The sequence below is a fragment of the Cobetia sp. MMG027 genome, assembly GCF_027947415.1.
GTDB classification, from domain to species: Bacteria; Pseudomonadota; Gammaproteobacteria; order Pseudomonadales; family Halomonadaceae; genus Cobetia; species Cobetia marina.
The window spans coordinates 118245-139833 of record NZ_JAQJIO010000007.1 but is presented as its reverse complement, the minus strand read 5'-3'; the positions used below and the strand labels follow the sequence as shown (position 1 = coordinate 139833).

General features: G+C 61.2%; 20 protein-coding genes. 6 read left to right on the top strand and 14 right to left on the bottom strand.

Translation table 11 applies throughout. The annotated features are described in order from the left end of the window. Positions 1-17 precede the first annotated feature (17 nt). The 5 genes from PJK54_RS11290 to PJK54_RS11270 all read right to left on the bottom strand — a co-directional run bounded on the left by PJK54_RS11290 (position 18) and on the right by PJK54_RS11270 (position 7857). Entirely contained in the window at positions 18-1805 is a 1788-nt protein-coding gene (locus tag PJK54_RS11290) for a sodium:solute symporter family transporter (RefSeq protein ID WP_077371173.1), read from the bottom strand. Positions 1806-2029: 224 nt separating this feature from the next. Beyond that, entirely contained in the window at positions 2030-4171 is a 2142-nt protein-coding gene (locus PJK54_RS11285; RefSeq protein ID WP_271302867.1) for a heparinase II/III domain-containing protein, read from the bottom strand. A gap of 105 nt (positions 4172-4276) precedes the next feature. Next, positions 4277-6436 carry a heparinase II/III domain-containing protein gene (locus PJK54_RS11280; protein WP_271302866.1) on the bottom strand — a complete coding sequence of 720 codons (2160 nt, stop codon included), beginning with the start codon at positions 6434-6436 and terminating at the stop codon, positions 4277-4279. A gap of 137 nt (positions 6437-6573) precedes the next feature. Further along, positions 6574-7347 carry an SDR family NAD(P)-dependent oxidoreductase gene (locus PJK54_RS11275; protein WP_271302865.1) on the bottom strand — a complete coding sequence of 258 codons (774 nt, stop codon included), beginning with the start codon at positions 7345-7347 and terminating at the stop codon, positions 6574-6576. 165 nt (positions 7348-7512) lie between these two features. Next, complete coding sequence (locus tag PJK54_RS11270; RefSeq protein WP_271302864.1) at positions 7513-7857, bottom strand: cupin domain-containing protein; 345 nt, start codon at positions 7855-7857, stop codon at positions 7513-7515. Between the two features lie 351 nt (positions 7858-8208). Here PJK54_RS11270 and kdgR point away from each other — a divergent pair, with 351 nt between their 5' ends. From kdgR to PJK54_RS11240, 6 genes are all read left to right on the top strand, one after another. Next, positions 8209-9009, top strand: a complete 801-nt coding sequence (gene kdgR, locus PJK54_RS11265) for a DNA-binding transcriptional regulator KdgR (protein WP_077371163.1) — start codon at positions 8209-8211, stop codon at positions 9007-9009. A 597-nt stretch (positions 9010-9606) separates the two neighbouring features. After that, on the top strand, positions 9607-10635 hold the full coding sequence (locus PJK54_RS11260) for a polysaccharide lyase family 7 protein (RefSeq protein ID WP_205632749.1): 1029 nt from the start codon (positions 9607-9609) through the stop codon (positions 10633-10635). A 728-nt stretch (positions 10636-11363) separates the two neighbouring features. Further along, on the top strand, positions 11364-12299 hold the full coding sequence (locus PJK54_RS11255; RefSeq protein ID WP_024952191.1) for a 3-keto-5-aminohexanoate cleavage protein: 936 nt from the start codon (positions 11364-11366) through the stop codon (positions 12297-12299). After that, positions 12296-13249 (top strand): L-carnitine dehydrogenase, encoded by a 954-nt coding sequence (locus tag PJK54_RS11250; protein ID WP_136939245.1) that lies wholly within the window; start codon positions 12296-12298, stop codon positions 13247-13249. The genes PJK54_RS11255 and PJK54_RS11250 overlap by 4 nt, the downstream gene beginning before the upstream one ends. After that, on the top strand, positions 13249-13716 hold the full coding sequence (locus tag PJK54_RS11245) for a thioesterase family protein (protein ID WP_271302863.1): 468 nt from the start codon (positions 13249-13251) through the stop codon (positions 13714-13716). Before PJK54_RS11250 ends, PJK54_RS11245 begins: the two co-directional genes overlap by 1 nt. 118 nt (positions 13717-13834) lie before the next feature. Beyond that, positions 13835-14755: an alpha/beta hydrolase fold domain-containing protein gene (locus PJK54_RS11240; RefSeq protein ID WP_271302862.1), complete on the top strand. Its 921-nt coding sequence runs from the start codon at positions 13835-13837 to the stop codon at positions 14753-14755. Between the two features lie 168 nt (positions 14756-14923). Here PJK54_RS11240 and PJK54_RS11235 read toward each other — a convergent pair whose 3' ends face one another. The 9 genes from PJK54_RS11235 to PJK54_RS11200 form a co-directional block, all read right to left on the bottom strand. Further along, positions 14924-15832: a hypothetical protein gene (locus tag PJK54_RS11235; RefSeq protein WP_271302861.1), complete on the bottom strand. Its 909-nt coding sequence runs from the start codon at positions 15830-15832 to the stop codon at positions 14924-14926. A 100-nt stretch (positions 15833-15932) separates the two neighbouring features. Beyond that, the gene (locus PJK54_RS11230) at positions 15933-16631 is read right to left on the bottom strand and encodes a PEBP family protein (protein WP_271302860.1); all 699 of its coding nucleotides are present in this window, start codon (positions 16629-16631) and stop codon (positions 15933-15935) included. Between the two features lie 75 nt (positions 16632-16706). Beyond that, positions 16707-17333 (bottom strand): YbhB/YbcL family Raf kinase inhibitor-like protein, encoded by a 627-nt coding sequence (locus PJK54_RS11225; RefSeq protein ID WP_084208411.1) that lies wholly within the window; start codon positions 17331-17333, stop codon positions 16707-16709. After that, positions 17330-18451 (bottom strand): YHYH protein, encoded by a 1122-nt coding sequence (locus PJK54_RS11220; RefSeq protein ID WP_271302859.1) that lies wholly within the window; start codon positions 18449-18451, stop codon positions 17330-17332. Before PJK54_RS11220 ends, PJK54_RS11225 begins: the two co-directional genes overlap by 4 nt. A gap of 135 nt (positions 18452-18586) precedes the next feature. Then, a complete protein-coding gene (locus PJK54_RS11215; protein ID WP_176503826.1) occupies positions 18587-19138 on the bottom strand; it encodes a hypothetical protein in 552 nt (183 codons plus the stop codon). Further along, the gene (locus PJK54_RS11210; protein WP_271302858.1) at positions 19135-19725 is read right to left on the bottom strand and encodes a HupE/UreJ family protein; all 591 of its coding nucleotides are present in this window, start codon (positions 19723-19725) and stop codon (positions 19135-19137) included. The genes PJK54_RS11215 and PJK54_RS11210 overlap by 4 nt, the downstream gene beginning before the upstream one ends. A 270-nt stretch (positions 19726-19995) precedes the next feature. Beyond that, the gene (locus tag PJK54_RS17885) at positions 19996-20274 is read right to left on the bottom strand and encodes a YHYH protein (protein ID WP_442870678.1); all 279 of its coding nucleotides are present in this window, start codon (positions 20272-20274) and stop codon (positions 19996-19998) included. Continuing rightward, the gene (locus tag PJK54_RS11205; protein ID WP_271302857.1) at positions 20160-21056 is read right to left on the bottom strand and encodes a hypothetical protein; all 897 of its coding nucleotides are present in this window, start codon (positions 21054-21056) and stop codon (positions 20160-20162) included. The genes PJK54_RS17885 and PJK54_RS11205 overlap by 115 nt, the downstream gene beginning before the upstream one ends. A 149-nt stretch (positions 21057-21205) precedes the next feature. After that, positions 21206-21496 (bottom strand): hypothetical protein, encoded by a 291-nt coding sequence (locus tag PJK54_RS11200; RefSeq protein WP_176503824.1) that lies wholly within the window; start codon positions 21494-21496, stop codon positions 21206-21208. Positions 21497-21589 lie beyond the last annotated feature (93 nt).

Sequence of the window (21589 nt, the reverse complement as noted above, 5' to 3'; positions counted from 1 at the left end):
CTCACCATCACGCCGCGTCAGCGCGTACTGCCATCGCTGACCAGGCGCTCTTCCCTGGAATGTGACGTCTTATCGATGGAGGTCACCAGCAGCAGACCGATCGCCACGATGATGCCGCCACACAGCACGAAGACCATGCGTCCCCAGAAGGGATTGGGTACCAAGAACATCAGCATCACGCCCAGGCCGGCAACCAGGATCAGGTAGCCGAGAATGTTGCGCTGGCGGTTGTCGACGCTGCGATGTTCCTCGTCATCGCTGATGACGGGCGTGTCACGGTTGGTGAAGAAGGTCGCGACTTCCGCTTCGCGCTCGGCGGAAAGGCCGCGATAGAACAGCGTGGTCAGCACGAAGAAGCCTGCCGTGATCACGGTGTGCGCCATGATGCCGACCGCCACCTTCATGTCGCTCCATTCACGCGAGGTCAGGTCCGCGTCGAGACCGAAGGTGTTGACGATGAAGTCCGGCGTCATCAAGAAGCCGACCACATAGGACACCAGGCCACCGACCACCAGCGTCGCCCAGGCCGCCCAGTCAGGCGTCTTGCGGATGAAGAAGCCGAGCAGGCCGGGAATGGTCATCGGCAGACCGATCAGAGCGCCGACATACATCATGGCGTCGAACAGGCTCAGTCCCTTGAGGGAGTTGATGAACAGAGCAAACCCGATGATCGCTAGGCCGAAGACGGTGGAGGACAGGCGCGACATCAGCAGCAGTTCACCTTCAGACGCCTTGGGACGCAGCACGACCTCATAGAAGTTCTTCACGAAGATCCCGGAATTGCGATTCAGGCCGGAGTCCATCGAGGACATGGTCGCGGCGAACATCGCCGCCACCAGCAGCCCCAGCATCCCGGCAGGCATGTAGAGGCTGACGAAGCTCATGTAGGCAAAGTCAGCCGCCTTGGCACCTGCCTCGGGATACATCGCGAACAGATCCACCCCTTCACTGGCCATGAACCAGCTGGGCATGAACCAGATGAACGGCCCCATGGTCATCAGGACACAGGCCAGCAGACCCGCCTTGCGCGCATTCTTCGAATCCTTGGCCGCCAGGTAGCGATAGGAGTTGAGCAGGTTGTTGGTGATGCTGAACTGCTTGATGAAGATGAAAAACCCCCATAGCGCGAACAGCGACAGGTAGTTCATGTCACCCCCGATCAGGAAGTTCACCGGGAAGTCTTCCACGACATGGCTCGGGCCGCCGGCGTGGATCACGGCCACGATGGCACAGGTGATGGTGACGGCCATGATGATGACCATCTGCATGTAATCGGACGCGATGACCGCCCAGGAACCGCCGGTCACCGACATCACCAGCACGACCAGACCGGTCACGATGATGGTGGTTTCCATGTCATAGCCGAACAGGCCGGAGGTCACGATGGCCAGACCATTGAGCCAGATGCCCGCATTGATGATGCTGGTGGGCATGGAGGACCAGGTGAAGACCTGCTCGTTGACGGCCCCGAAGCGCTGCCGGATCGCCTGGATCACGGTGATGACCCGCAGCTGCCGGAAGCGTGGTGCGAAATACAGATAGTTCATCAGATAGCCAAAGGCATTGGCCATGAAGATGATCGCCACGGCAAAGCCATCGTTGTAGGCCTTGCCTGCCGCACCGGTGAAGGTCCAGGCACTGAACTGGGTCATGAAGGAGGTCGCACCGACCATCCACCACAGCATCTTGCCGCCACCGCGGAAGTAATCACTGGTGCTTGAGGTAAAGGTTCTGAACAGCCAGCCTATGGCGATCAGAAAGAGGAAATAGATGCCGATGACGGCAGTATCCAGATCTAGGTTCATGGCAATGCACTCTTGTCTTTATCTGTCTTGTCATTGTTGTTGCGCACCCGGCAGTGCACGTTTCCCCGCCGCCTTTCCCTGACCACGGGGGCCGCTGTCTCATCTGTCGCTGGCAGCGCCTTCCATCTCCGGGAAAGATCCCGGCCGTTGTTTGGATCGGTCCAATTCACATCCTGAATCGACTCCCGGATGACGCCATCCAGACCTCGGACGCCGACGGCGGGTCAGGCGTTGTGTGACACCCGCGCCTTGTCTGGGAGATCAATGAGCGTGACATCCTGCTCGATTCGCAGGGGGCGCTCCCCGGCCTCGAGCGTCAGGCTTTCCCCTTGTCGGGCTGGCTCGGCCAGCACCACCAGCAGTCGACCGGTGGCGAAGGTCAACTCGAGAATCGTCAGGCCATCCGCACTCGGCAGCACCCGGAAATGGATCACCTGCGGACGCGCCCCACCACACTGCTCCAGAGCTTCATCGAAATGCCCGTGACTCTCGAACAGGGAATAGAAGGTCTGCGAGGTGGCGGTCAGGCGCGTCATCACCTTGGCGTCAGGCCGCAGGTTGTGATCAGGGTCATTGGCACCGACACGCAGCTGGAAGGCTTCAGCAGGCGCCTGGGTGATCTGATGCCAGCTATGGAAACTGTCACCCTCAAGCCAGGTCATGCTGTGTCCGGTGGCGGGTCGGCACTGCCCCTGCTTCCAGAGGTGCTGATAGCCGTGGCGATCCCCCATCACTTCCAGGGCATCCAGCGCGGTGAATTCACTTCCCCACCAGCGCACGACATGGCCACCATGATGGAAGGTGTAGTCATAGACGTGCGGCTGCTCCGAGGTCAGCGTGAAGACATCCAGCAGAATCGGCGTCTCGGTATGGCGGCTTTCCACCAGCAGCACCTCACGCTGCATGGCCACGCCGTCATGCGCGTTGTCACATCGGGCACGCGCACCCGCCGCGCAACCAGTCAGCAGTGAGATCTCGCCATGTCGCTCGTCCGCCAGCGCGTGGTTCGCCGCGTGCTGCGACTGCATGTCCACCACGACCAGGTTGTGGGCGACACTCTGCTTGGCATAGCCCTCGTTTTCCTTGAGGTAGCGCCCACCGAACTTGGTCTCCACATTGACCCAGCGTGCGAAGCCATATTCCTTGAGCACTTCCTTGCCGCGCGAGAAGAAGCTCAGCCCCAGCTCATCGAAGTGGCCATGCCCCATGCCGTGCTGACCGGCCGTCAGCACGACATGCTGTGCCGCAAGCCCCTGCCCACGCTTGAGGTGTGCATGCCCGCCAGACTGGCCGTCCGGGCCATCGCGGAAGAGCTGGGTGGTCGCTTCCACCTGCGTGTCGACACCCTGCACCGCGTTCAGCAGCGCCAGTCCATTGGCATGGATCCAGCAGCCCTGCTGCTGACGCGCCAGGGCCAGCAGCTCCCGGGGTGCCTCATAGCGTGCCGCCAGCAGCGACATGGCGCAGCGCGCGCCCTCATCATCGAGATCCATGCTGCGCGAGGCGTCATTGAGCGCCGGAAAGCGTCCGTCCGGATAGGCCGTGGACAGCAGCACGTGCAGCGATTTCTCGATGCGTCCGTCGGCATGTGTCAGCACCCTGCGTTCAGGGTGGTGACGCTCGATCGCCTCCGCGAACAGACACAGCGGATGGATGGCGAAGCGGTGGTAATAGGGGCCCTCGACGTAATAGCCCTGCGGGGAGAACAGCAGCGCGATCTGGGCGAGAAAGCCACCGGTCTCGCCGCTGCCATCCAGGCCATCGATGGAGATCGCCAGATGCTCAGGACTCTCGATCACCATCGCGCAGATCCCGACTGCCGCCACGGCCCACAGGCCGTGATTGTGAATGCGGTCGAAATCGTGGCGGTAGGTCTCGGTGAACATCTCGAGCATCGGCTGGAAAAGCCCATCCAGCAGCGACTGATACCGCGCATCGCTCAGGGACGGCTTGAGCAACGCCAGCCCCAGCGAGGCATGCAGCAGCCAGATATGCTCGTTGAGAATCTGATGGAACAGCCTGCCGGGCGGATTGGTATTGCGCGCGACCTGATACGGCATGTCGCGGTAGCAGGCCGCGTAGCCCGCCAGCAGCTCCTCGGCGTGCGCCAGGGCCTGCGCGTTGTCACTGAGTCGTCCCCACAGAGCCGCCCCCTCGATCACGCGGGCATTCTCCTTGTGGGTATTGTGCTCGAAGCTACCCGCCTCGCCCTGCCCCGGAATCACGATACCGCGCGCCATGCTGGCCGCCACTCTGGCCTCCAGCGCGGCGAGGCTGCGCCCCATCGCATTGTCCTGTCCCTGCTGCCTGCGAATCTCGTCAAGCTCTTCACGGGTCCAGAGCAGGTAATCACCTTGTGCCGACATAGATAGAATTCTCACTGAATGAAGCGTTCACTGATCCTGCCTGTTGCCCGGGTCCTGCCTCGCAGCGACCGACACTGATGGCCTCACGAGGCAGGTGGCGGTGCATCACAGCAAGGCGCACCCGCCTTGCCATTCGAGACGCTCGCCTGCCACGCTCACCGCATGCTGCTGGCCGGGCGTCAGCGCGACGGCGAGACGGTGTCGAGTGCCATCGCGCAGCTCAAGCGCCAGCACACAGGCCTCGTCACTCTCCTGAAGCAGCTGAAGCTTGAGGACACGGGGACGCGCCTCACTGGCGATCTCGCGCGCTTCCTCAAAGACACCGTGTGTCTCGATGACACAGGCCACCGTCTGCGAAGAGGCCTGAGAGCGCAGCAACAGGTAGGGCTCATCGCGCAGATTGCGCTCGGGATCATTCGCCCCGATGACGCCCTGGACCAGCGTGGCAGGCGCGGTGCACACCATGCGCGCGGTGACGAAGTGGTTCTCCTGCAACCAGGTGACCGCCTGCGAGACGCCCGCCGCCTGCTCCGCGCCGGACGCCATCTTCCACAGATGCTGGTAACCATTGGCTGCACCCAATGCCGTGGGTGAGGCCTGCTGCTCGAGCGCCGGCTCTGCCATCATCAGTTGCCCCTGATAATGCAAGGGGTAGTCATAGCGATGCGTGCCATCACTGCGTGCCTGCATCAGGTCCACGACCAGCGGCTCGGCCATCTCCGGCAGCGAGACCAGCAGCAGGCTGCGGGTGAGCACCACGCCCGGCACGTAATCCCGAAGCCGCGCCCGAACCATCTGCAGACGCGGGTCAGTCGTGTCAAAGGCGCCGAGTTCCCCGTGATGTTCACAGGCACGCGCGGTGTCCAGTCCATGGTGCGAGGTTTCATCCACGACCAGGGTGTTGTGCGCCACGCTCTGCTTCGCGTAGGAACGGTTCTCCGGGGTGTAGCGGCCACCGAATTTCGGTTCGATATTGACCCAGCGACTGAAGCCATAGTCGGTCAGGACTTCGTGCTGGCCGTTGTGATAACCGAAGTGCAGGCCATCGAAGTGACCATGATCGAGCGCCGAGTGCAGCGTGGGGTCACTGCCATGCTGTCCGAAGGCCAGATACACCATGGTTTCCGCACCGCTCGCCGAAGGCGCACGCAGGATGGCCAGACCGCCCGCATTGCCCTCGCGTCCATCGGAAATGAATTGACTGGCGCGTGCGCCGGGGGCCCGTGATGCCGTCTCGGCGAATTCCGCCAGCGACTGACTGCCACCACACAGCGGCAGGCGTTCGACCTTGTCGCGCACCAGCCCGGCCACCGCCGGATTGAGCCGCGTATCCTGATAGCGCTTGAGCAGCGTGGCAGCGCCCAGCATCGCGCCCTCATCGATCAGTCCCATGGTTCTTGAGCTGTCATTGAGCGCCAGGAAACGGCCATCGGGGAACGCGACCTCCTGCAGACACAGAATCGCCTTGCGAATGATCTGATCGCGATGATCATGGATGTCCGGCCGCACGCCACTGTTCACCAATGCCTCGGCGAAGAGCACCATCGGTCTGAGGGCGAAGCGATGGTAATAGGGGCCTTCCAGGTAATAGCCGTCCGGCGAGAACAGCTGGTCCAACTGGGCGAGAAAGCCACCGCTGACGCCATCGCGGGCATTGCCGAGCAATGACTGCTCCACCAGCGCCTCGTCTCCCAGTACCAGCCCGGCAATCCCCGCCGCCGCCACGGACCAGATGCCATGGTTGTGCACCACATCGAAGTCATGGGCGTTCTGCACCACCAGCAGGTCGATCATCGGACGCAACAGATGCGCTTCGATCTGCTCACGCTCAGCCTCAGGCAATTCGGAGCGGATATTGCCGTAGGCATCCGCGGCGTACAGCAGCCACATCCCCTCGTTCAGACACTGGTGAAACAGCTTGCCAGGCGGATTGCTGTCCCTGGAGACATGGGCGGGCAGCGCTTCATAGATCTCGGCATATCCCAGCAACAGGCCACGCACGAATTCGAGATAGCGCTCATCATGTGTCACCAGCCACAGCTGAGAGGCCAGATTGACGTGCTGATAGTTGAGTTTGTGGCGTGCATGCTCTTCTCCGCCCGCCTCACCCTGCCCGGGAATGCACAGGGGTGCCGAGAGGACCGATGCCAGGCTCTTCTCGGCATGTGCCAGCCGGCGTGCCAGCAGTCCGCTCCTGTCCTGCGATTCATGGGCCTGGCGCAGCGCCGTCAGTACTGCGCGATCCAATAGCAATGTCTGTTCCATGGCGTGGCCACTCGTGATGATGGTTGGCGTGTCGTCTTGATGCCCGACAGCTCGTCGGGCGTCCCTGGTTGGCTCAGTCTCGCCCGGCCCCGCGACACCAGGGGGCGCTGGGGTTGCCTGAGCACGGATTGACGAACTCACGGACACATCTGCCCACCATTGACGTCGATCACCTGCCCGGTGACATAGCCACTGGCCGCATGCGAGGCGAGATAGAGGTAGGTCGGCGCCATTTCCTGGCACTCGCCGAAGCGCCCCATGGCGATGCTGCCGGCGATGGTCTGCTTGAGCGCATCGCTCTTGTCGGCATGGAAGGCCGTATCGATGGTGCCCGGCGCCACGGTATTGAAGCGGATACTGTCCTTGGTGAATTCCTTGACCCAGTTGCGATGCAGGTTGTGCACCATCGCCTTGCTGCCACCGTAGAGGCACGCGCCCAGGCCACCGCCTTCACGCCCCGCGATCGACCCGGTCGTGATCACGCTGCTGCTCTGTCCGGACTGGCGGGCCGAGGCGCGCAGCGGCTCAATCGCGAAGCGCGTCACCATCACCACCGAGCGAATGTTGAGGTCGATGACATTGTCGAAGAAGTCATCGTCAATGCCCTCGAGCCCCTGGCGCCCGCCAAGACCGCCGGCATTGTTGACCAGCACGTCCAGTCCGCCCATGGCCTCGACGGCCTGCTTCACCAGCGCCTCGCACTGAGCCGTCTCGCGCACGTCCGCCTGTAGATAGAACAAGCGTCCCGGCGCGGAAAGCTCGCTCAGCAGCGATTCCGCCTGAGACGGGCTCCGGCTGCCGTGCAGCACGACCTTGGCACCTGCCGCCAGGAAGGCTCGCGCCACCTCAAGCCCGATGCCTGCAGTGGAACCGGTCACCAATACACGTCTGTCCTTGAGATCTTCAAACATCACGACACTCCTGAAATTGTGGAATGAAATTGGGGGAATGGTGGGCGTCAGTGGCCCCGGCACAACGGCCATCACCCATAAATCAATGAAATCTTATTTAGACAAACCGCATCATTAAGGACGCCAGAGTGCCAACCCGGGCCAGAGCCCGAGAGCGGCGTAACGTCACGGTGTCAGCATGTCATCGCGGCGCGGCGAGAAGAGATCGATCACCACACTCTCAGACTCCAGCGCCACGGCGCCATGCAGGGTGTGATGCGGTGCGACGAAGGCATCGCCCGGCCCGAGCCGGCGCTTCTCGCCGTCAAGCTCGACCTCGAATGCGCCCTGCACGACGTAGCCGATCTGGTCATGAATCTCATGCTGATGGGGCGTGCCGACGGCACCGAGGTCGAACTTGACGCATACGGCCATCAGGTCCGGGGTGTGGGCGACGATCTTGCGCTGGATGCCCGGCTCGACATCCTGCCAATCCTGTTCGTCGTTCATGAAGAAACTGCCTGCGTTCATCGCTGTCGCTCCCTGCTGAGTACCGGGTACTGAATCCTGAGCACCATGTCCCATCCTTGAGACGCTCCCCCGCACTCGCAGCGCGAGCAGATTCGCGAGGGACACCGTCGATTGAGACATCAATCTGAAATGGCGTTTTGAAAACGTAGCAGGGGGTTTTTATTTTTGAAACAGCATTTCATTCCATCTTAGACTTTTAGACCGCTCCAATGCCTGGACGATGATCTGCCGCTCAGCGCATCCATCGATGCCACCACCGGCCGCAAGCGTTGTGGTAGCGCGGCTGAGGGTGTAAAAGCGAAGGTGGGTGTTCTAAAATCAAGTTTCATTAATTTCAGAATAAGGGATCTCATGTCTTCAGAAACCAAGGCTGCTGAAGCCAAGGTCGACAACGTCACCGCGGTGATGAAGGTGATGGCAGTGCTGGAGGGGCTGGATATCGACCATGAGTCCAGCCTCGCCGAACTCTCGCAGCGTGCCATGATGTCGAAAAGCACTGCTTATCGGTTTCTTCAGACACTCAAGAACCTCGGATATGTCGCCCAGGACAGCGAAAGCGAGAAATACCGCCTGACCATGAAAGCCTTCGTGCTGGGCAGTTCAGCCTTGGGCAACATGGACCTGATCAAGATGGCGGACCCCGACATGGCCGCCCTGTCGCAATTGACCCGTGAAGCGGTTCACCTGGGCACTCTGGATGCCAGCACCGGGGAGATCGTCTATGTGCACAAGTACAACTCGCACTTCAATCTGTGCATGAATACCCGCATCGGTGACCGTTGCCCCGCGCACACCACTGCCATGGGCAAGGCGCTGATGTCACGCATGACCGAAGCCCAGCTTGAGCACCTGCTGACACTGCAACCACTGGAACCGCGTACCGAGCGCACGCTGACCTCGCGTCAGGCGCTGGATGAGCAGCTCGCACAGGCGCGTCAGTCGGGTCTGGCAGAAGATCTCGAGGAAATGGACGCCGGAGTGTGCTGTTTCGCGACACCGATTCTTGATCACACCGGCAAGGCCATTGCCGCCTTGAGCATGTCCATCCCCACCATTCGCTATCACCAGGACATCACCCTGGCCTACAAGGCCAACCTGTGCGAATCCGGGCGCAATATTTCCCGCCAACTTGGCTGGAAGGAAACGGATTGAGACACGCATCACCCCTGAACGACGTCAGGTAGCGCTTCGCTATCCGACACGCAGCGTGCAAGTCATTGCTCGCCAGTCGCCTGACATCCATGGATGGATGTCATAGCGTGAAAGAATCTCCGCTGTCACACCGTTGTCCGCATGCCAGCACTTCATGCCAGCAATTGCGTCGACACGCCGTGCCACACCTTCTTCATTATCTTCAGGCAACTACTCACTCTCTTCTTGCGTGAGGCGGTCAAGTCTTGTCTTCATTCAGCGTCCACCATGGCGAAATCGCCATGCATGACCAATGGATGACATGGAAATTCAAGAAAACGCATTGATATGATTTTTTCCTTATCAATCATTGAGATGCCAACAGCGATACCTTTCCTCTCTCATGGCTGAAAGCACGACTCCACCTCTCAGATCACCACATAACCCTCTGTAAAATATTGGAAATCCAGTTTTCAAAACGCTATTTCATTTTCATCAATAATCGTCTTGACAGTCATGATCAACTGGCTCTAGCCTTCGACTGCCATCTTGGCACTCACCCCATAAGCATAAAAAAGGCTTGAGACCATGCGTAATACTCGGGTACGCCACCCCTTGGTGACAGCATTTCTCCTCGCTGCCAGTGCAGGTATCATTTCATCGCCAAGTGCTGCCAATGACACTCCCCCCGGAGAGACATTCGATCTCGGCACCTGGAAACTGACACTGCCGATGGACGCCGACGGCAATGGCAAGGTGGATGAAATCAAGGTGTCAGACCTTCAGAGCTATCGTCACTCTGACTACTTCTATCTCGACGATGATTCCCATATGGTCTTCGTGACGCCCAACAGTGCCTTCACGACGCCAAATTCAAGCAATGCCCGCACGGAACTGCGTCAGATGCTACGCGGTACCGACACCAGCATCGGCACCCATGATCCGAAGAACAACTTCGCACTCGCCTCGCATGAAAAGGCCGATGAATTCGCTCAGATAGGCGGCTACCTTGAGGCCACGTTGCGCGTGGAACATGTCGCGGAGCGTTCGAAGAAACCAGACAGGAAGTCAGCCTATTCGGTGGTAATCGGCCAAATACATGCTGGCAAGGACCAGGCATTGATGGAGGCGAATGAAGGCTTTGGACATGGCAACGAGCCACTCAAGATCTTCTACAAGAAGCTGCCGGATCAGGACACTGGCTCGGTGTTCTGGAACTACGAGAAGAATCTCGCCAAGGAAGATCCCAAACGCACGGATGTCAGCTATGCGGTATGGGGCAACGACTGGAGCAGCAATGCTGATCCCGGCAAGGAAGGCATTTCGCTGGGCGAGACCTTCAGCTACAAGGTCGAGGTCAAGGGCGACATCATGCATTTGACCTTCAATTCGGACGGCCATCCGACACGCAATTTCGAGATCAATCTTGCCGACAATGTCGATGCCAACGGCAAGGTGGATGCAGATGACCTTCCGGCGGGCTACGCCGGTGACTGGATGTACTTCAAGGCGGGCTCCTACAACCAGTGCAACACCAAGGCCAGTTCCAATGCCTGTGAAGGTACGGGCGTATGGGAAACCGACAAGGCCAACGGCGACTACGCCAAGGTGGTCTTCTCTGAGCTGAAAAGTGGCAAGATTCAGTGATGAAAGATTGAACTGATCAGACGCTGAAGCGCTGAGACGCCCAAGGGATGAGACCCGCGTGAGTCATGAGTCTCGGGCAAGGGATTGCCACTCATACTCTTGAGCCAAGGCCATGTCTCTTCAGCCAGGGCCATGTCTCTTCAGCCAGGGGCATGTCGACCTCTTCCCCCCGGATTGTCAGAAGCCCTACCTCTGGCAATCCAGGGGGAGTTGCGTTGCCGATGACCAGGGCACTCGAGACTGTCCATTTCCCTTGGCTTGTCTCTCCTTCCTGTCGCTCTCTTCTCACTCCACCTTTCTTCTCTCTCCTCTCGCTCCCTCTCGCTCCCTCCCTCTCTCCTCTCACTCCCTCTCACTCCCTCTCACTTCCTCTCTCATCTCTTCTCGCTCTCATCTCTCTCCTCTCTCATCCCTACACTCTTCCTTCATCTCGACCCTCTCCTCCTCGACGCAATGAGCGTATCGCTACCCTTGGCCTGCCTGTCGGAGAAAGACGTCGAGAAGCCTGCAAGAGATGTCAGTGATCACCCTCAATCTGCTGCGAGCGGCAGGTTGACGTAAAACGCAAAGTATCCAGCGCATTCTGATCATCTCGCTGCCCCCAACTTCACGACACTGTGTTCAACAAAGGCGCAGAGGCGATGCGACCGGGGCGTGCAGATTGACGTCTGGTGACATGGCCGCTGCGACTTACCGCAGACAAGTGTCCTGACACGTGAGGCTCGACGATGAATCGCAAGACTATCCTGACATGCGCCATCACTGGCGCGGGTGATACCGCCAGCAAGAACCCGAATGTCCCGGTGACACCGAAGCAGATCGCCGATGACTGCATCGCGGCGGCCAAGGCCGGCGCCAGCGTGGCCCACATTCACGTGCGTGATCCGGAGACCGGCGGCATCAGCCACTCCACCGAGCACTTCCGTGAAGTCATGGACCGTGTGCGTTCCGCCGACACCGACATCGTCATGAACATCACCGCCGGTGGCGGCGGCGACTGGATTCCGGACGTCAACGACCCGACTCGTGGTGGCCCGGGCACCGACATCCAGACCCCGGCCGAGCGTCACGCGCCGATCCAGGAACTGCTGCCGGAACTGTGCACCCTGGACTGCGGCAGCCTGAACTTCGGCGACATGGTCTACATCAACACCGCTGACTGGCTGCGTGAGCACGCTCGTCTGGTGCAGGCCGCTGGCGTCAAGCCGGAGCTCGAGTGCTTCGACCTGGGCCACGTCTGGTTCGCTCGCCAGCTGCAGCAGGAAGGCCTGCTCGACGACGACCTGCTGTTCCAGCTGTGCCTGGGCATTCCGTGGGGCGCGGAAGCCGACACCGAAACCATGCTGACCATGAAGAACAAGCTGCCGACCAACTCCAACTGGGCAGCCTTCGGTATCGGCCGCATGCAGATGCCGATGGTCGCACAGGCCGTGCTGCTGGGCGGTCACGCTCGCGTCGGTCTCGAAGACAACCTCTATCTGTCCAAGGGCGTGATGGCGACCAATGCACAGCTGGTCGAGAAGTCCTCTGGCATCATCGAGAACCTGGGCTCCAGCGTGATGACCCCGGCCGAGACTCGCGCCTTCCTCAAGCTGCGTGATCCGTCCACCGGCAAGACCGCCGGCGACGTGGCAGCCCTCGAAACCGCAGGAGGTGTCGCATGAGCCAGTTATCTGTCGTAGGAACCGGTGTCATCGGCAATGGCTGGATCTCCCGTGCATTGGCCAATGGCTGGGATGTGGTCGCCTTTGATCCGGCCCCGGATGCCGAAGCCCGCACTCGCGCCTTCGTCGAGAATGCCTGGCACGCACTGGAGAAGGATGGCCTGGCGGAAGGCGCTTCCGTCGAGCGCCTTCGCTTCGCCGCGACCCTCGAGGAAGCTGTCGTCGGTGCTGATCTGATCCAGGAAAACGTGCCGGAGCGTCTGCCGCTCAAGCAGGAAATCCTCAGCGCCATCGATGCCGCGGCCGAAGAGCACGTGGTGATCGGCTCTTCCACCTCCGGCTTCAAGCCGACCGATCTGCAGCAGGATTGCAAGAAGGCGCCGGGCCGCGTCATCGTCGCCCACCCCTTCAACCCGGTCTATCTGCTGCCGCTGGTCGAGCTGGTGGGTGGCGAGCACACCTCCCCGGCGCTGCTGGAAGGCGCACGCGAAGACTATCAAGCACTGGCCATGCGTCCGCTGATCGTGCGTCGCGAGATCGAAGGTCACATCGCGGATCGTCTGATGGAAGCGCTGTGGCGTGAAGCCCTGCACCTGGTCAACGATGGCGTCGCCACCACCGAAGAGATCGACGCGGCCGTCGTCTATGGCTGTGGTCTGCGCTGGTCGCTGATGGGCACCTTCCTGACCTTCCACCTCGCCGGCGGCGAGCCGGGCATGCGTCACATGCTCGAACAGTTCGGCCCGGCCCTGAAACTGCCGTGGACCAAGCTCGAAGCGCCGGAGCTGACCGACGAGCTGATCGACAAGGTCGTGGAAGGCTGCGAATACCAGGCAGCGGGTCGCCCGGTTGCCGAGCTGGATCGTCGTCGCGATGACTTCCTGGTCGAGCTGCTGACGCTGACGCGCAAGTACTGGCCGGAAGCCGAAGGTCTCGAGGGGCGTATCTGATGGACCTGCTCGAGATCACGGTGCCGCATGAATGGGTCGACTACAACGGCCACATGAATGATGCCGAATACGCGCGCGCCTTCTCGATGGCAGTCGAGGCGCTGATGGAGCACGTGGGCCTGGATGCCGAGGGTCGTCGCGAACACGACCTGACCATCTACACCCTGGAGACGCACCTGTGCTACCTAGCGGAGGCGCACGAAGGCCAGACACTCAAGGTCAAGGTCCTGCTGCTGGATCACGACCCCAAGCGTCAGCACGTGCTGTTCACTCTGACCGATGCCGACGGCGGCGAGATTGCCACCAGCGAGCAGATGTTGATGGCGATGAGCATCAGTGGCGGTCGTCCGACTCCCTGCCCGGAAGCGGTGGCGGAGCGCATTGCCGCCCTGCCCCAGTCGGCAGGCGACGATGACTGGCCCAAGGCGGCCGGCCGGCGTATCGGTATCCGTCGCAAGACGGCCTGATACACGCACCGGCAGCGTCAAGAGGTAGCCCGTCCTTTCGAAGGATAGACCGACACCCCGTCAGTTTCTGGCGGGGTGTTATCGTATGCATGACATTTTTCCTTTCGGGCCAGAGACCATGACACACGAGACATCTTCACCGCTGCGTTGCCAGGCGTTCATCGAGGCCTTCGCCGACGGCATGGCCGAATTGGCAGGCCTGTCAGTCGCCGAGAGCCGGCCTCAGTGCGAAGCCCTCTACGCGCGCCTGGCCGCACCACTCGCAGACGGCGTCACGCCAAGCGACGAGACACTGCATTCCGATGATGGCCACGTCATTGCCCTGCGACGTTTCCGCCCGACGCGTGAGGCGCCACGCAAGGACGGCTGTGTCGTCTATCTGCACGGCGGCAGCTGGCAGGTCGGCTCGCTGGATAGCCATCAGGGCGTGGCCTCAAGCCTGGCGTCACGGCTCAATCGTGAGGTCATCAGCGTGGATTACCGGCTGTTGCCGGAAGCGTCCTATCAACAAGCGCTGATGGATTGTGAGGTTGCCGTGCGTGAACTGACCCCTGTCGCAGTCGTCGGCGACAGTGCTGGCGGTCGCCTGGTCATGGATGTCTCACGGCTGCATCACGAGACACACTCCCCCTATCTGCTGGGCCTCATCTACCCGCCGATGGACCCGGTACTTAGCCTCGACAATGAAGACCTCGCCACACTGGGGCCAACGGCGCCATTGCTGAGCCGTAAAGAAATCGTCGCCATGTGGCAGCTGGTGGCCGAGGGTGACCCCTCGCACAGTTACGCCATGACGCCACCCCATTCACGGCAGGCACCGGCGCAGGTCATCGAAGTGCTCTCGGTCGAACATGACCCTCTCACGCCGCCGCTGGAGGCGGCCGTCGCCACCTGGAAGGCCCAGGGGGCGGAAGTCGGCTATCACTGCGCGACGGGGATGGTCCACGCCGCCCTGCACGCCCATCATGAATTGCCTGAGATGGGCATCGCCTGGCGTGATTTCTGTGACGCCTTGACGCGCCGTCTTGACGAGGCATGATGCCGCCCCGGGCGGTCGTGCCATGAAAAGAGGCCCGTACCGATGGCATCGGTACGGGCCTCTTTTCGTCGTGATCCACCTCAAGCACTGGCCGGCCCGAGGTGCACCCTCATCTGCCGTGTCTGGACGAGACATTCTCATGGCTACGGTGGATCACGCCTCAGCACATCACGCTGCCTCACAGCGCACGTCATCGCGTCGAAGAACACGCAGTTCGACATCCACCGGGCAGTGTGAGACCCGCGGCTGCCAGCGGGCCTGTAGTCGCTCACGCAGGTCCGCGTCGCCGTAGATCACGACCACGACCATCAGACGAAAATCATCCTCCAGCGCCCGCTGTGCGATGAGAGCTTCATAGAGGATGCTGTCGAGAATACGCTCGGCCCTGGCGTGATGCTTGAGCACTCTGACATCCACGAAGGTAGTCGTGGAGGCCTTGTCGGCAAACACCGCATCGAAGCAAGCCCGCGTATCCCCTACCTGGACATCATGACGTACCTCGCCGGACGGCTCTGCCCCGGACTCGCGGACGATCTGTCCTACCAGTGCGGTCTTCAATGCGCGCAGCTCATGGCGATGCTCTCGCGTCATCTTCTCCCGCGACATCTCATGCGATGTCACCGCCCCACCGGCGGGTGACGCCATTGGCGTATCGTCACTGTCGTCGTGGAGCAGTTGCGCCACGTCGGCATCATCCACAGGTGGCTGGGCAGACGACGCCTTGGCTGGCGGCATCTCGATGCCAGGCTCTCCGCCCAGTGAGTCCTGTACCTCGGCCGTCAGGCGCTCCTCCTGTTCGGCGGGCGACAGGGTGCGCATGAAGGAGCGGTCCTTGTGGTAATCGCCGGGGGCATAGAGCTTGCCATGATGCCTGGTCACCAGACGATAGAACACGCCCAGCACCAATAGCGGAAAGATGACGATGAAGGCGATCAGCGGCCAACGCTCGACCTCTGTCAGCTTGTCTGCGGATGAATTCAGCAACAGGCTCGCGAAGCCGTAGATCAACGAGATGAACAGCGCGATGATGCCGAGCGGATTGCGCGCCAGTTCCTTGGCATTCTTCATGAACTGCATAAGTGCTCCATTCCTTGAGATCTCCCTGCCCCTCCCTCAGGGATGGGGGAGGAACGGGCACAATGCAATGTCATGGCGCTCACGCCTTTCGCGTGTCTTCTCAGCCGTCGAGGGTCATGCGGCACAGCAGGGTGTTGTCCTGCTTGAGGCTTTTCCCCCACACGAACCTGGCACTGTCATCCCAGTCGATATCGTCGTAGCCGTCCTTCGGGCTGACATCGCTGTACTGATGCTCGATGGCAGCCGGCCAGGCGCTGTCATCGAAGTCCGGGGCCGTCCAGTCACCGTCCACCGTGGTTTCCTCGAAGTCACAGGCGCCCTCGCCTGCCTGTGGGTCGCTCTCATCGGCACAGGAAGCCTCGACAGGCGCGTGTTGCACCACCAGGCAATGCATGTCGCGGTTGGTGACCCCGATGACCTCGCCTGTTCTGGCATCACGGAACTGGGCAATCATGCCGCCATCGCCCATCTGCTGGCGGTCCGTGCCGATGTACTCAAGGCCTGTGTCATTTTCCTTGAAGTCCTTGGCCTTGATGGCGATCGTCACCGGGAATTGCGTCTCGATGATGGCGGTTTCTGAATTGAAGGAACGCTCCGTGGTGATCGGCACGCTGTCTTGCATCGCCTTCTCGCCATTGACGTACATCTCGAACCAGTTATCGACCCAGACCTCGGCCTTGAGTCTGGTGCCACTCTGGGGGCCGGCCTTGGGCTTTGCTGCATGCTCATCCTTGGCATGTGAATCGGCAAAGGCAGGTGCGGCAGCCAGAATGAGGGCGGCGGTCAGCAATGTGCGCATGGAAAAATTCCTTTCGTGGTGAATGGCGATCGCGCTTCCTGGCTTGCAGGGGGGTGTCTTGCGTCCATCATCTGCTCAGTTACGGAAAGTGATGGAGGAGGAATCCAGCACCTTGCCCTGCAGTGCCTCGGTCATCGTGTCCCAGTTCACGCTCATGTCGTCATGATCCGGCAACGCCTCCAGCGGTGCCTTCAAGGCATACAGCGTGATCGTGTAGTCGTGATATGAGCCCTCAGGACCGGGAGGTGAACAAGGTGGCGTATACCCGATACGTTTCTTGTCCTTGTCGGCGCCCTCATCCCCCAGCGACGCCGGGTTGCCGCGCGGCAAGGCGTGGGTGTCTGCCGGAAGATTCCACAGCAGCCAATACTGGCTGGGAGCATCACGACCTTCGACGGTGCCTTTGGGATAGTGATGCATGATGAGGGCGAGGCTCTGTGTGCCGTCAGGCACATCACCCCATGTCAGCGGCGGCGTGACGCCATCGCCGCCGTCACGAGTGCATTTCAGGTCATCCGGCAACCAGCCATCATCATTGAAGGCAGGGCTGGTGAGCGTGAAGTCGCCTTGTGCCAGCGCCGGTGTGGCCAGGGCCATCGCACCAAGCCCGACGACCAAGCCACGTGCTAGACGCGTCTGCCATGCACTTGAGAACTTGCCCGCCAGATTGCTCGATAACTTGCTCGACCATGCCCGAATCATCGGCAGTACTCCCCGGTCTTGACGTCGCCACCATCCGTCACGGTACGCGTCTCGAAGTCATAGCAATTGGGCGTATCGGTGGGCGTATAGCGAATGTAATAGGCTTCACCGTGATAGGTGTAATCCATGCTGCGCTTGCCGTCTGCCTGCTGGGTAAAGACCAGGTCTTCCACGCCCCCTTGCGGCGGAGTGCCGGCAGGCCGCCCACGACTGTCGGCCTGCGTATCGCCACTCGCGGCCTTCAGCGGCGGAACACGCGGCAGGTCTTTCGCCTCTGGCACCTCGCCCATCAGACACTGAATGATGTAGGGCGCCTGTTCGGAGGTGTGATAGCGATACCCGAAGGTGTCATCAGGCTGTCCGTTGCAGACATCCAGCACATCCATCGCGATATGGGAGCCATCCGGGTTGTCATCGCCATAGATGGGGTAACCATCGAAAGCCCAGCCAATGATGGGGTTGTCATCGGCATTCTTCATCTTGTCGATCATGCAGACGGGTTTGACGTGATAGTGGTAATCATCGCCGCGGCCGGCGTGCCCGCCACAGGCATCCAGCTGTTTGGTGGCCAGGGTGTCATTCTTGGCCTGATAACTTGAGAGGTCATCCTGAGACATCTCTCCGCCGCCGGTGTAGTCATAGATGGGCACACCATTGACCGCCACCCCCAGCGCCGCGTCTCGCGTCTGGGGGGTATCTCCCAGCGTGGGTTCGAGCATGACGGGCGAGGTGTAGTGATTGGCGGGCACCGGCACCTGCTCATTGGTGCCCACGATACCGGTCATCATCTCGTGATCCGGGTAGGTATCCGAGGTGATCAGCGCCTTGCCGTCCTGGCAGGTGACAGACACCGAGTCGGCGAAGCCGGCATCTTGCACGGAAGCCTTCACGGCGGCGCAATGCGCCTCGGCGGCGGACCTGCCCGTACGCTGTGCCGCTGCCTCCGACGTGGACTTCTCTGAGCCGGACTGAGCCTTCGCGAGCGAGGGTTGATCATTCGCGACTGACTGCGCGACATGGAAGAACACTGGCACCATGAGAACGGATGCCACCGTCAGTGCCACGACGGGCTTCACGATACGGGGTCGTCCCCGAGACGTCAGGGAATGTGGGCGCATGGGCTTTCCTGTGTGTCGGACGATGAATTCATGAGGCATTCGCGCATGGCCGGGTGGCCTGAGGTGTCAGCCAGTCAGACGCGGACGCAGGAAGGCCGACAGGGTCTCCGGGTTCTTCTCGTCATGCCGGGGCGGCTACCACTGCATCACGATGAAGGTCAGTGACATGGCACCGATCGCGACCATCCAGGCGCCCAGCACTCGCTGCGCGATCACGAAGGCCGCACGAGGCAGAAGGCGACCTATCAACGCGAATATCGCCCAGCAAAGCAGGACACCCCACATCACCGTCATCATGACACCGAGAAGGATGGCAAAGGGTGTCGAGGCCACCTCATGGCCCAGAAACAGCAGCGCCACCACCAGCCCGGCCAGCAGCGCCGGCACCCGCTGGAAGATGCCCTGACCGAAGGCATGGCGCAGCGGTACGTGAATCGCGACGAGCAACGACACCAGCATGGCCAGTCCCATCACGGCCATTACCAGCCTCTGTGGCGCAAAGAGTGACAGGGTGATCCCGAGCAGCAGGCCATTGATGAGCCGCAGCAGAATTCGCCCGCCCGCCTTCCAGGTGAGCGTGTCCTGACTGGCGACTCCGACAAGACCCGCCGTGACGATGAGATACAGGATCACCGGGCTGCCACAGACGGCGCGGACGCCGATCATCCACTGTTCCGGCCACATCATGACAATGCCTCGACCAGGAAGTAGACACCCAGCAGTGCCGTCAGAATCCCCAATCCGCGCAGCAGCATACCCTGACGGAAGCGCTCCGCCATGATGCCAACGCCGATACCCGCGGCATGCAGACTGCCGGTGGCCACCATGAAGCCCATCGCAAAGGCAAAGGGATCAGACGCCAGGGGCAACTCCGCCCCATGGGCGTAGCCATGACAGACGGCAAAGACGGAGATCACCGCACAGGCCATCCACAGCGGCAGGCGCACGCGCCCCGCGATGAAGCCGCCGAGCACCAAAGCCGACAAGGCAATGCCGATCTCGATTCCGGGCAATGCCACCCCCACGATGCCCACCACACTGCCCAGCGCCATGATCATCGGGAAGACCACCGGCAACAGCCAGGAAGCAGGACGGCCCAGAATCACCCCCCACAGCCCCACGGCTGCCATGGCGGTAAAGTGATCCAGACCCGTGAGGGGGTGCAGGAAGCCCGCGGCAAAGCCGCCGACGCTATCCGTATCGACATGCGCGCTGGCTGTCTGGGTGAAGAGCACCGTCAACATGCCGACAATGACAGCCGTCAGACGGGGCATGCGGCAAGGCCGCGAGTCACGACGCCGAGCGGAGTGAGCCGCGAGAGGCGCAACGCGAGAAGAGGTGTGAGATGTGGTGCGAGATGAGATGCATGAAGAGGTGCGAGAAAGCGACATGAAGGCAAATCCAGTGAAGAGATCTCTCGGTTGGGGGGGGAGACAGCAGCAGTGTGAAACACGCACCGAGACGCGAAAGTCTCGGCAAAGACCATGACATTCGTGCAGACAGCAGGGTATGGCATGGCACGCAGCGCCGGACGCCGGCGCTGTTCAAGTCGCCCCGACCCCGGCGCTGTCATCATCATTTCCCGGCATTGGCCCGCCCGGATGTCCGTCGCCTGCATGGCCGGGCATGGGGCCCTGACCCGGCTTGCGTGGAGAGCCGATCCCCATCCTGGCATTGGTAGTGAAGTTGTCCTTCGCCACCACACCCTTCAGACATGCGGGCAGGTTGGGGAATTTCTGAGTGGCGTGATAGTGATACTCGCCTTCCGGGTGACGCTCGGTCGGGCCAAAGTGGCCATTGCAACGGTCGAGATCGGTCGGCACCTCGCCCGTCGGGTCTTCACTGCCGAACATCGGATAGCCATCGAAGGCATAGGCGAACTGGGCGCTCTTGCTCTGCGGTTGCTGAAATGGGCATCCACGCCTTGCGTGTCATAGACGCTATCGATATCCGTGGCCGTCGCGTGCCAGTGATACCAGCCACCCGGGTCCACATGACCGCCGCAGGTATCCAATGCCGGCAGATTGCCGGTATCCAGCACCGAGGGAGCATCGGCGAAGATGGGCACGCCATCCAGTGCCAGGCCTACCTTGGCGACAGTGCCAAGCGACGTCGGCGAGTCGGCCGGCACCGGGACGACAGGCAGCAGAATGCTCATCTCGACGCTGTCATCTTCCGCCACGTTGAGGCAGTTGTTGGCCTCTTCCTGACGCTTGCTCAGGTCCGTCATGATGTGAAGCGTCTCGTCCTCATCTTGAAAATGAAACCCGAGCGTATCGAGCATCTCGAAGAAGGCACGATCCAGCCGATATAGACCGGGGTGCTGGCCATCCCACTGCCAGATACCGCCTTGATCATCCAGCGTCGGTGGGCAGAAAGGGCCGATCTCCAGGTCATCAGGCTGGTACTTCACGACAAGTCGGGTGCACTGGGCAGCGCTGCCATTCTCCAGCGTACAGCTGACGGTCTCCGGCGCCTTGACCAGCGCGGCCGTGGAGAATTGGCCCGGCACCACTTCGGCATGGGCCACCCCTGCCATCAACAGGGAGGCCGGCAACCAGGCCGTGATCGATGCGGTCTTTCGCACAAGGCGTGCCGTCTTCATGAGTAGGCTCCGAAGAGAGAACACCCGCCACGCTGTTGCTCTCTCGAGTGATCAGCGTGGCGGGTGTCGATGGGCGGGACAGCCGTGAGGGTCAAGCTCGGCCTGGACTCAAGTTCAGCCTGGTCTCAGGCTCGGCTCAGGCCCTGACCTCAGTGCTTGGGCCCCTGCTTGGCATCATCCGGCAAGCAGGCCGTCTCGCCACCCTGGGGCGGAGCGACACAATGCCCCGGCACCAGCGAGTCTGCCTCAGGCACCGCGATTTGGCACTGGTCTCCCACCTGCTTGCTGGCACAGGCATCGAAGGCTTCCTGCGGCGGCTTGCCACCCGGAGGCTGCGCCATGCTCATCCCGCTGATGGCCAGCAGTGCGCCCGCCATCAAGGCCAGGCTGCCACGACGACGAAAGGTCACGCGAGCGGAGGGAGTTTCAGAGGCTTTCATGTCGGTATTTCCTTGTGTCATCACTCAATGACGACAAGCTTGCTGACGCAATGTGCAACGAATATGTCAGAAAACGACAGGTGTCCAGGTGCC

Coding starts and splice junctions, on each gene's coding strand:
- PJK54_RS11225 (WP_084208411.1), bottom strand. CDS start 17,333: ATGATTCGGGCATGGTCGAGCAAGTTATCGAGCAATCTGGCGGGCAAG.
- PJK54_RS11280 (WP_271302866.1), bottom strand. CDS start 6,436: ATGGAACAGACATTGCTATTGGATCGCGCAGTACTGACGGCGCTGCGC.
- PJK54_RS11255 (WP_024952191.1), top strand. CDS start 11,364: ATGAATCGCAAGACTATCCTGACATGCGCCATCACTGGCGCGGGTGAT.
- PJK54_RS11275 (WP_271302865.1), bottom strand. CDS start 7,347: ATGTTTGAAGATCTCAAGGACAGACGTGTATTGGTGACCGGTTCCACT.
- kdgR (WP_077371163.1), top strand. CDS start 8,209: ATGTCTTCAGAAACCAAGGCTGCTGAAGCCAAGGTCGACAACGTCACC.
- PJK54_RS11270 (WP_271302864.1), bottom strand. CDS start 7,857: ATGAACGCAGGCAGTTTCTTCATGAACGACGAACAGGATTGGCAGGAT.
- PJK54_RS11215 (WP_176503826.1), bottom strand. CDS start 19,138: ATGATGTGGCCGGAACAGTGGATGATCGGCGTCCGCGCCGTCTGTGGC.
- PJK54_RS11290 (WP_077371173.1), bottom strand. CDS start 1,805: ATGAACCTAGATCTGGATACTGCCGTCATCGGCATCTATTTCCTCTTT.
- PJK54_RS11235 (WP_271302861.1), bottom strand. CDS start 15,832: ATGCAGTTCATGAAGAATGCCAAGGAACTGGCGCGCAATCCGCTCGGC.
- PJK54_RS11200 (WP_176503824.1), bottom strand. CDS start 21,496: ATGAAAGCCTCTGAAACTCCCTCCGCTCGCGTGACCTTTCGTCGTCGT.
- PJK54_RS11205 (WP_271302857.1), bottom strand. CDS start 21,056: ATGAAGACGGCACGCCTTGTGCGAAAGACCGCATCGATCACGGCCTGG.
- PJK54_RS11230 (WP_271302860.1), bottom strand. CDS start 16,631: ATGCGCACATTGCTGACCGCCGCCCTCATTCTGGCTGCCGCACCTGCC.
- PJK54_RS11240 (WP_271302862.1), top strand. CDS start 13,835: ATGACACACGAGACATCTTCACCGCTGCGTTGCCAGGCGTTCATCGAG.
- PJK54_RS11245 (WP_271302863.1), top strand. CDS start 13,249: ATGGACCTGCTCGAGATCACGGTGCCGCATGAATGGGTCGACTACAAC.
- PJK54_RS11285 (WP_271302867.1), bottom strand. CDS start 4,171: ATGTCGGCACAAGGTGATTACCTGCTCTGGACCCGTGAAGAGCTTGAC.
- PJK54_RS11250 (WP_136939245.1), top strand. CDS start 12,296: ATGAGCCAGTTATCTGTCGTAGGAACCGGTGTCATCGGCAATGGCTGG.
- PJK54_RS11220 (WP_271302859.1), bottom strand. CDS start 18,451: ATGCGCCCACATTCCCTGACGTCTCGGGGACGACCCCGTATCGTGAAG.
- PJK54_RS11210 (WP_271302858.1), bottom strand. CDS start 19,725: ATGCCCCGTCTGACGGCTGTCATTGTCGGCATGTTGACGGTGCTCTTC.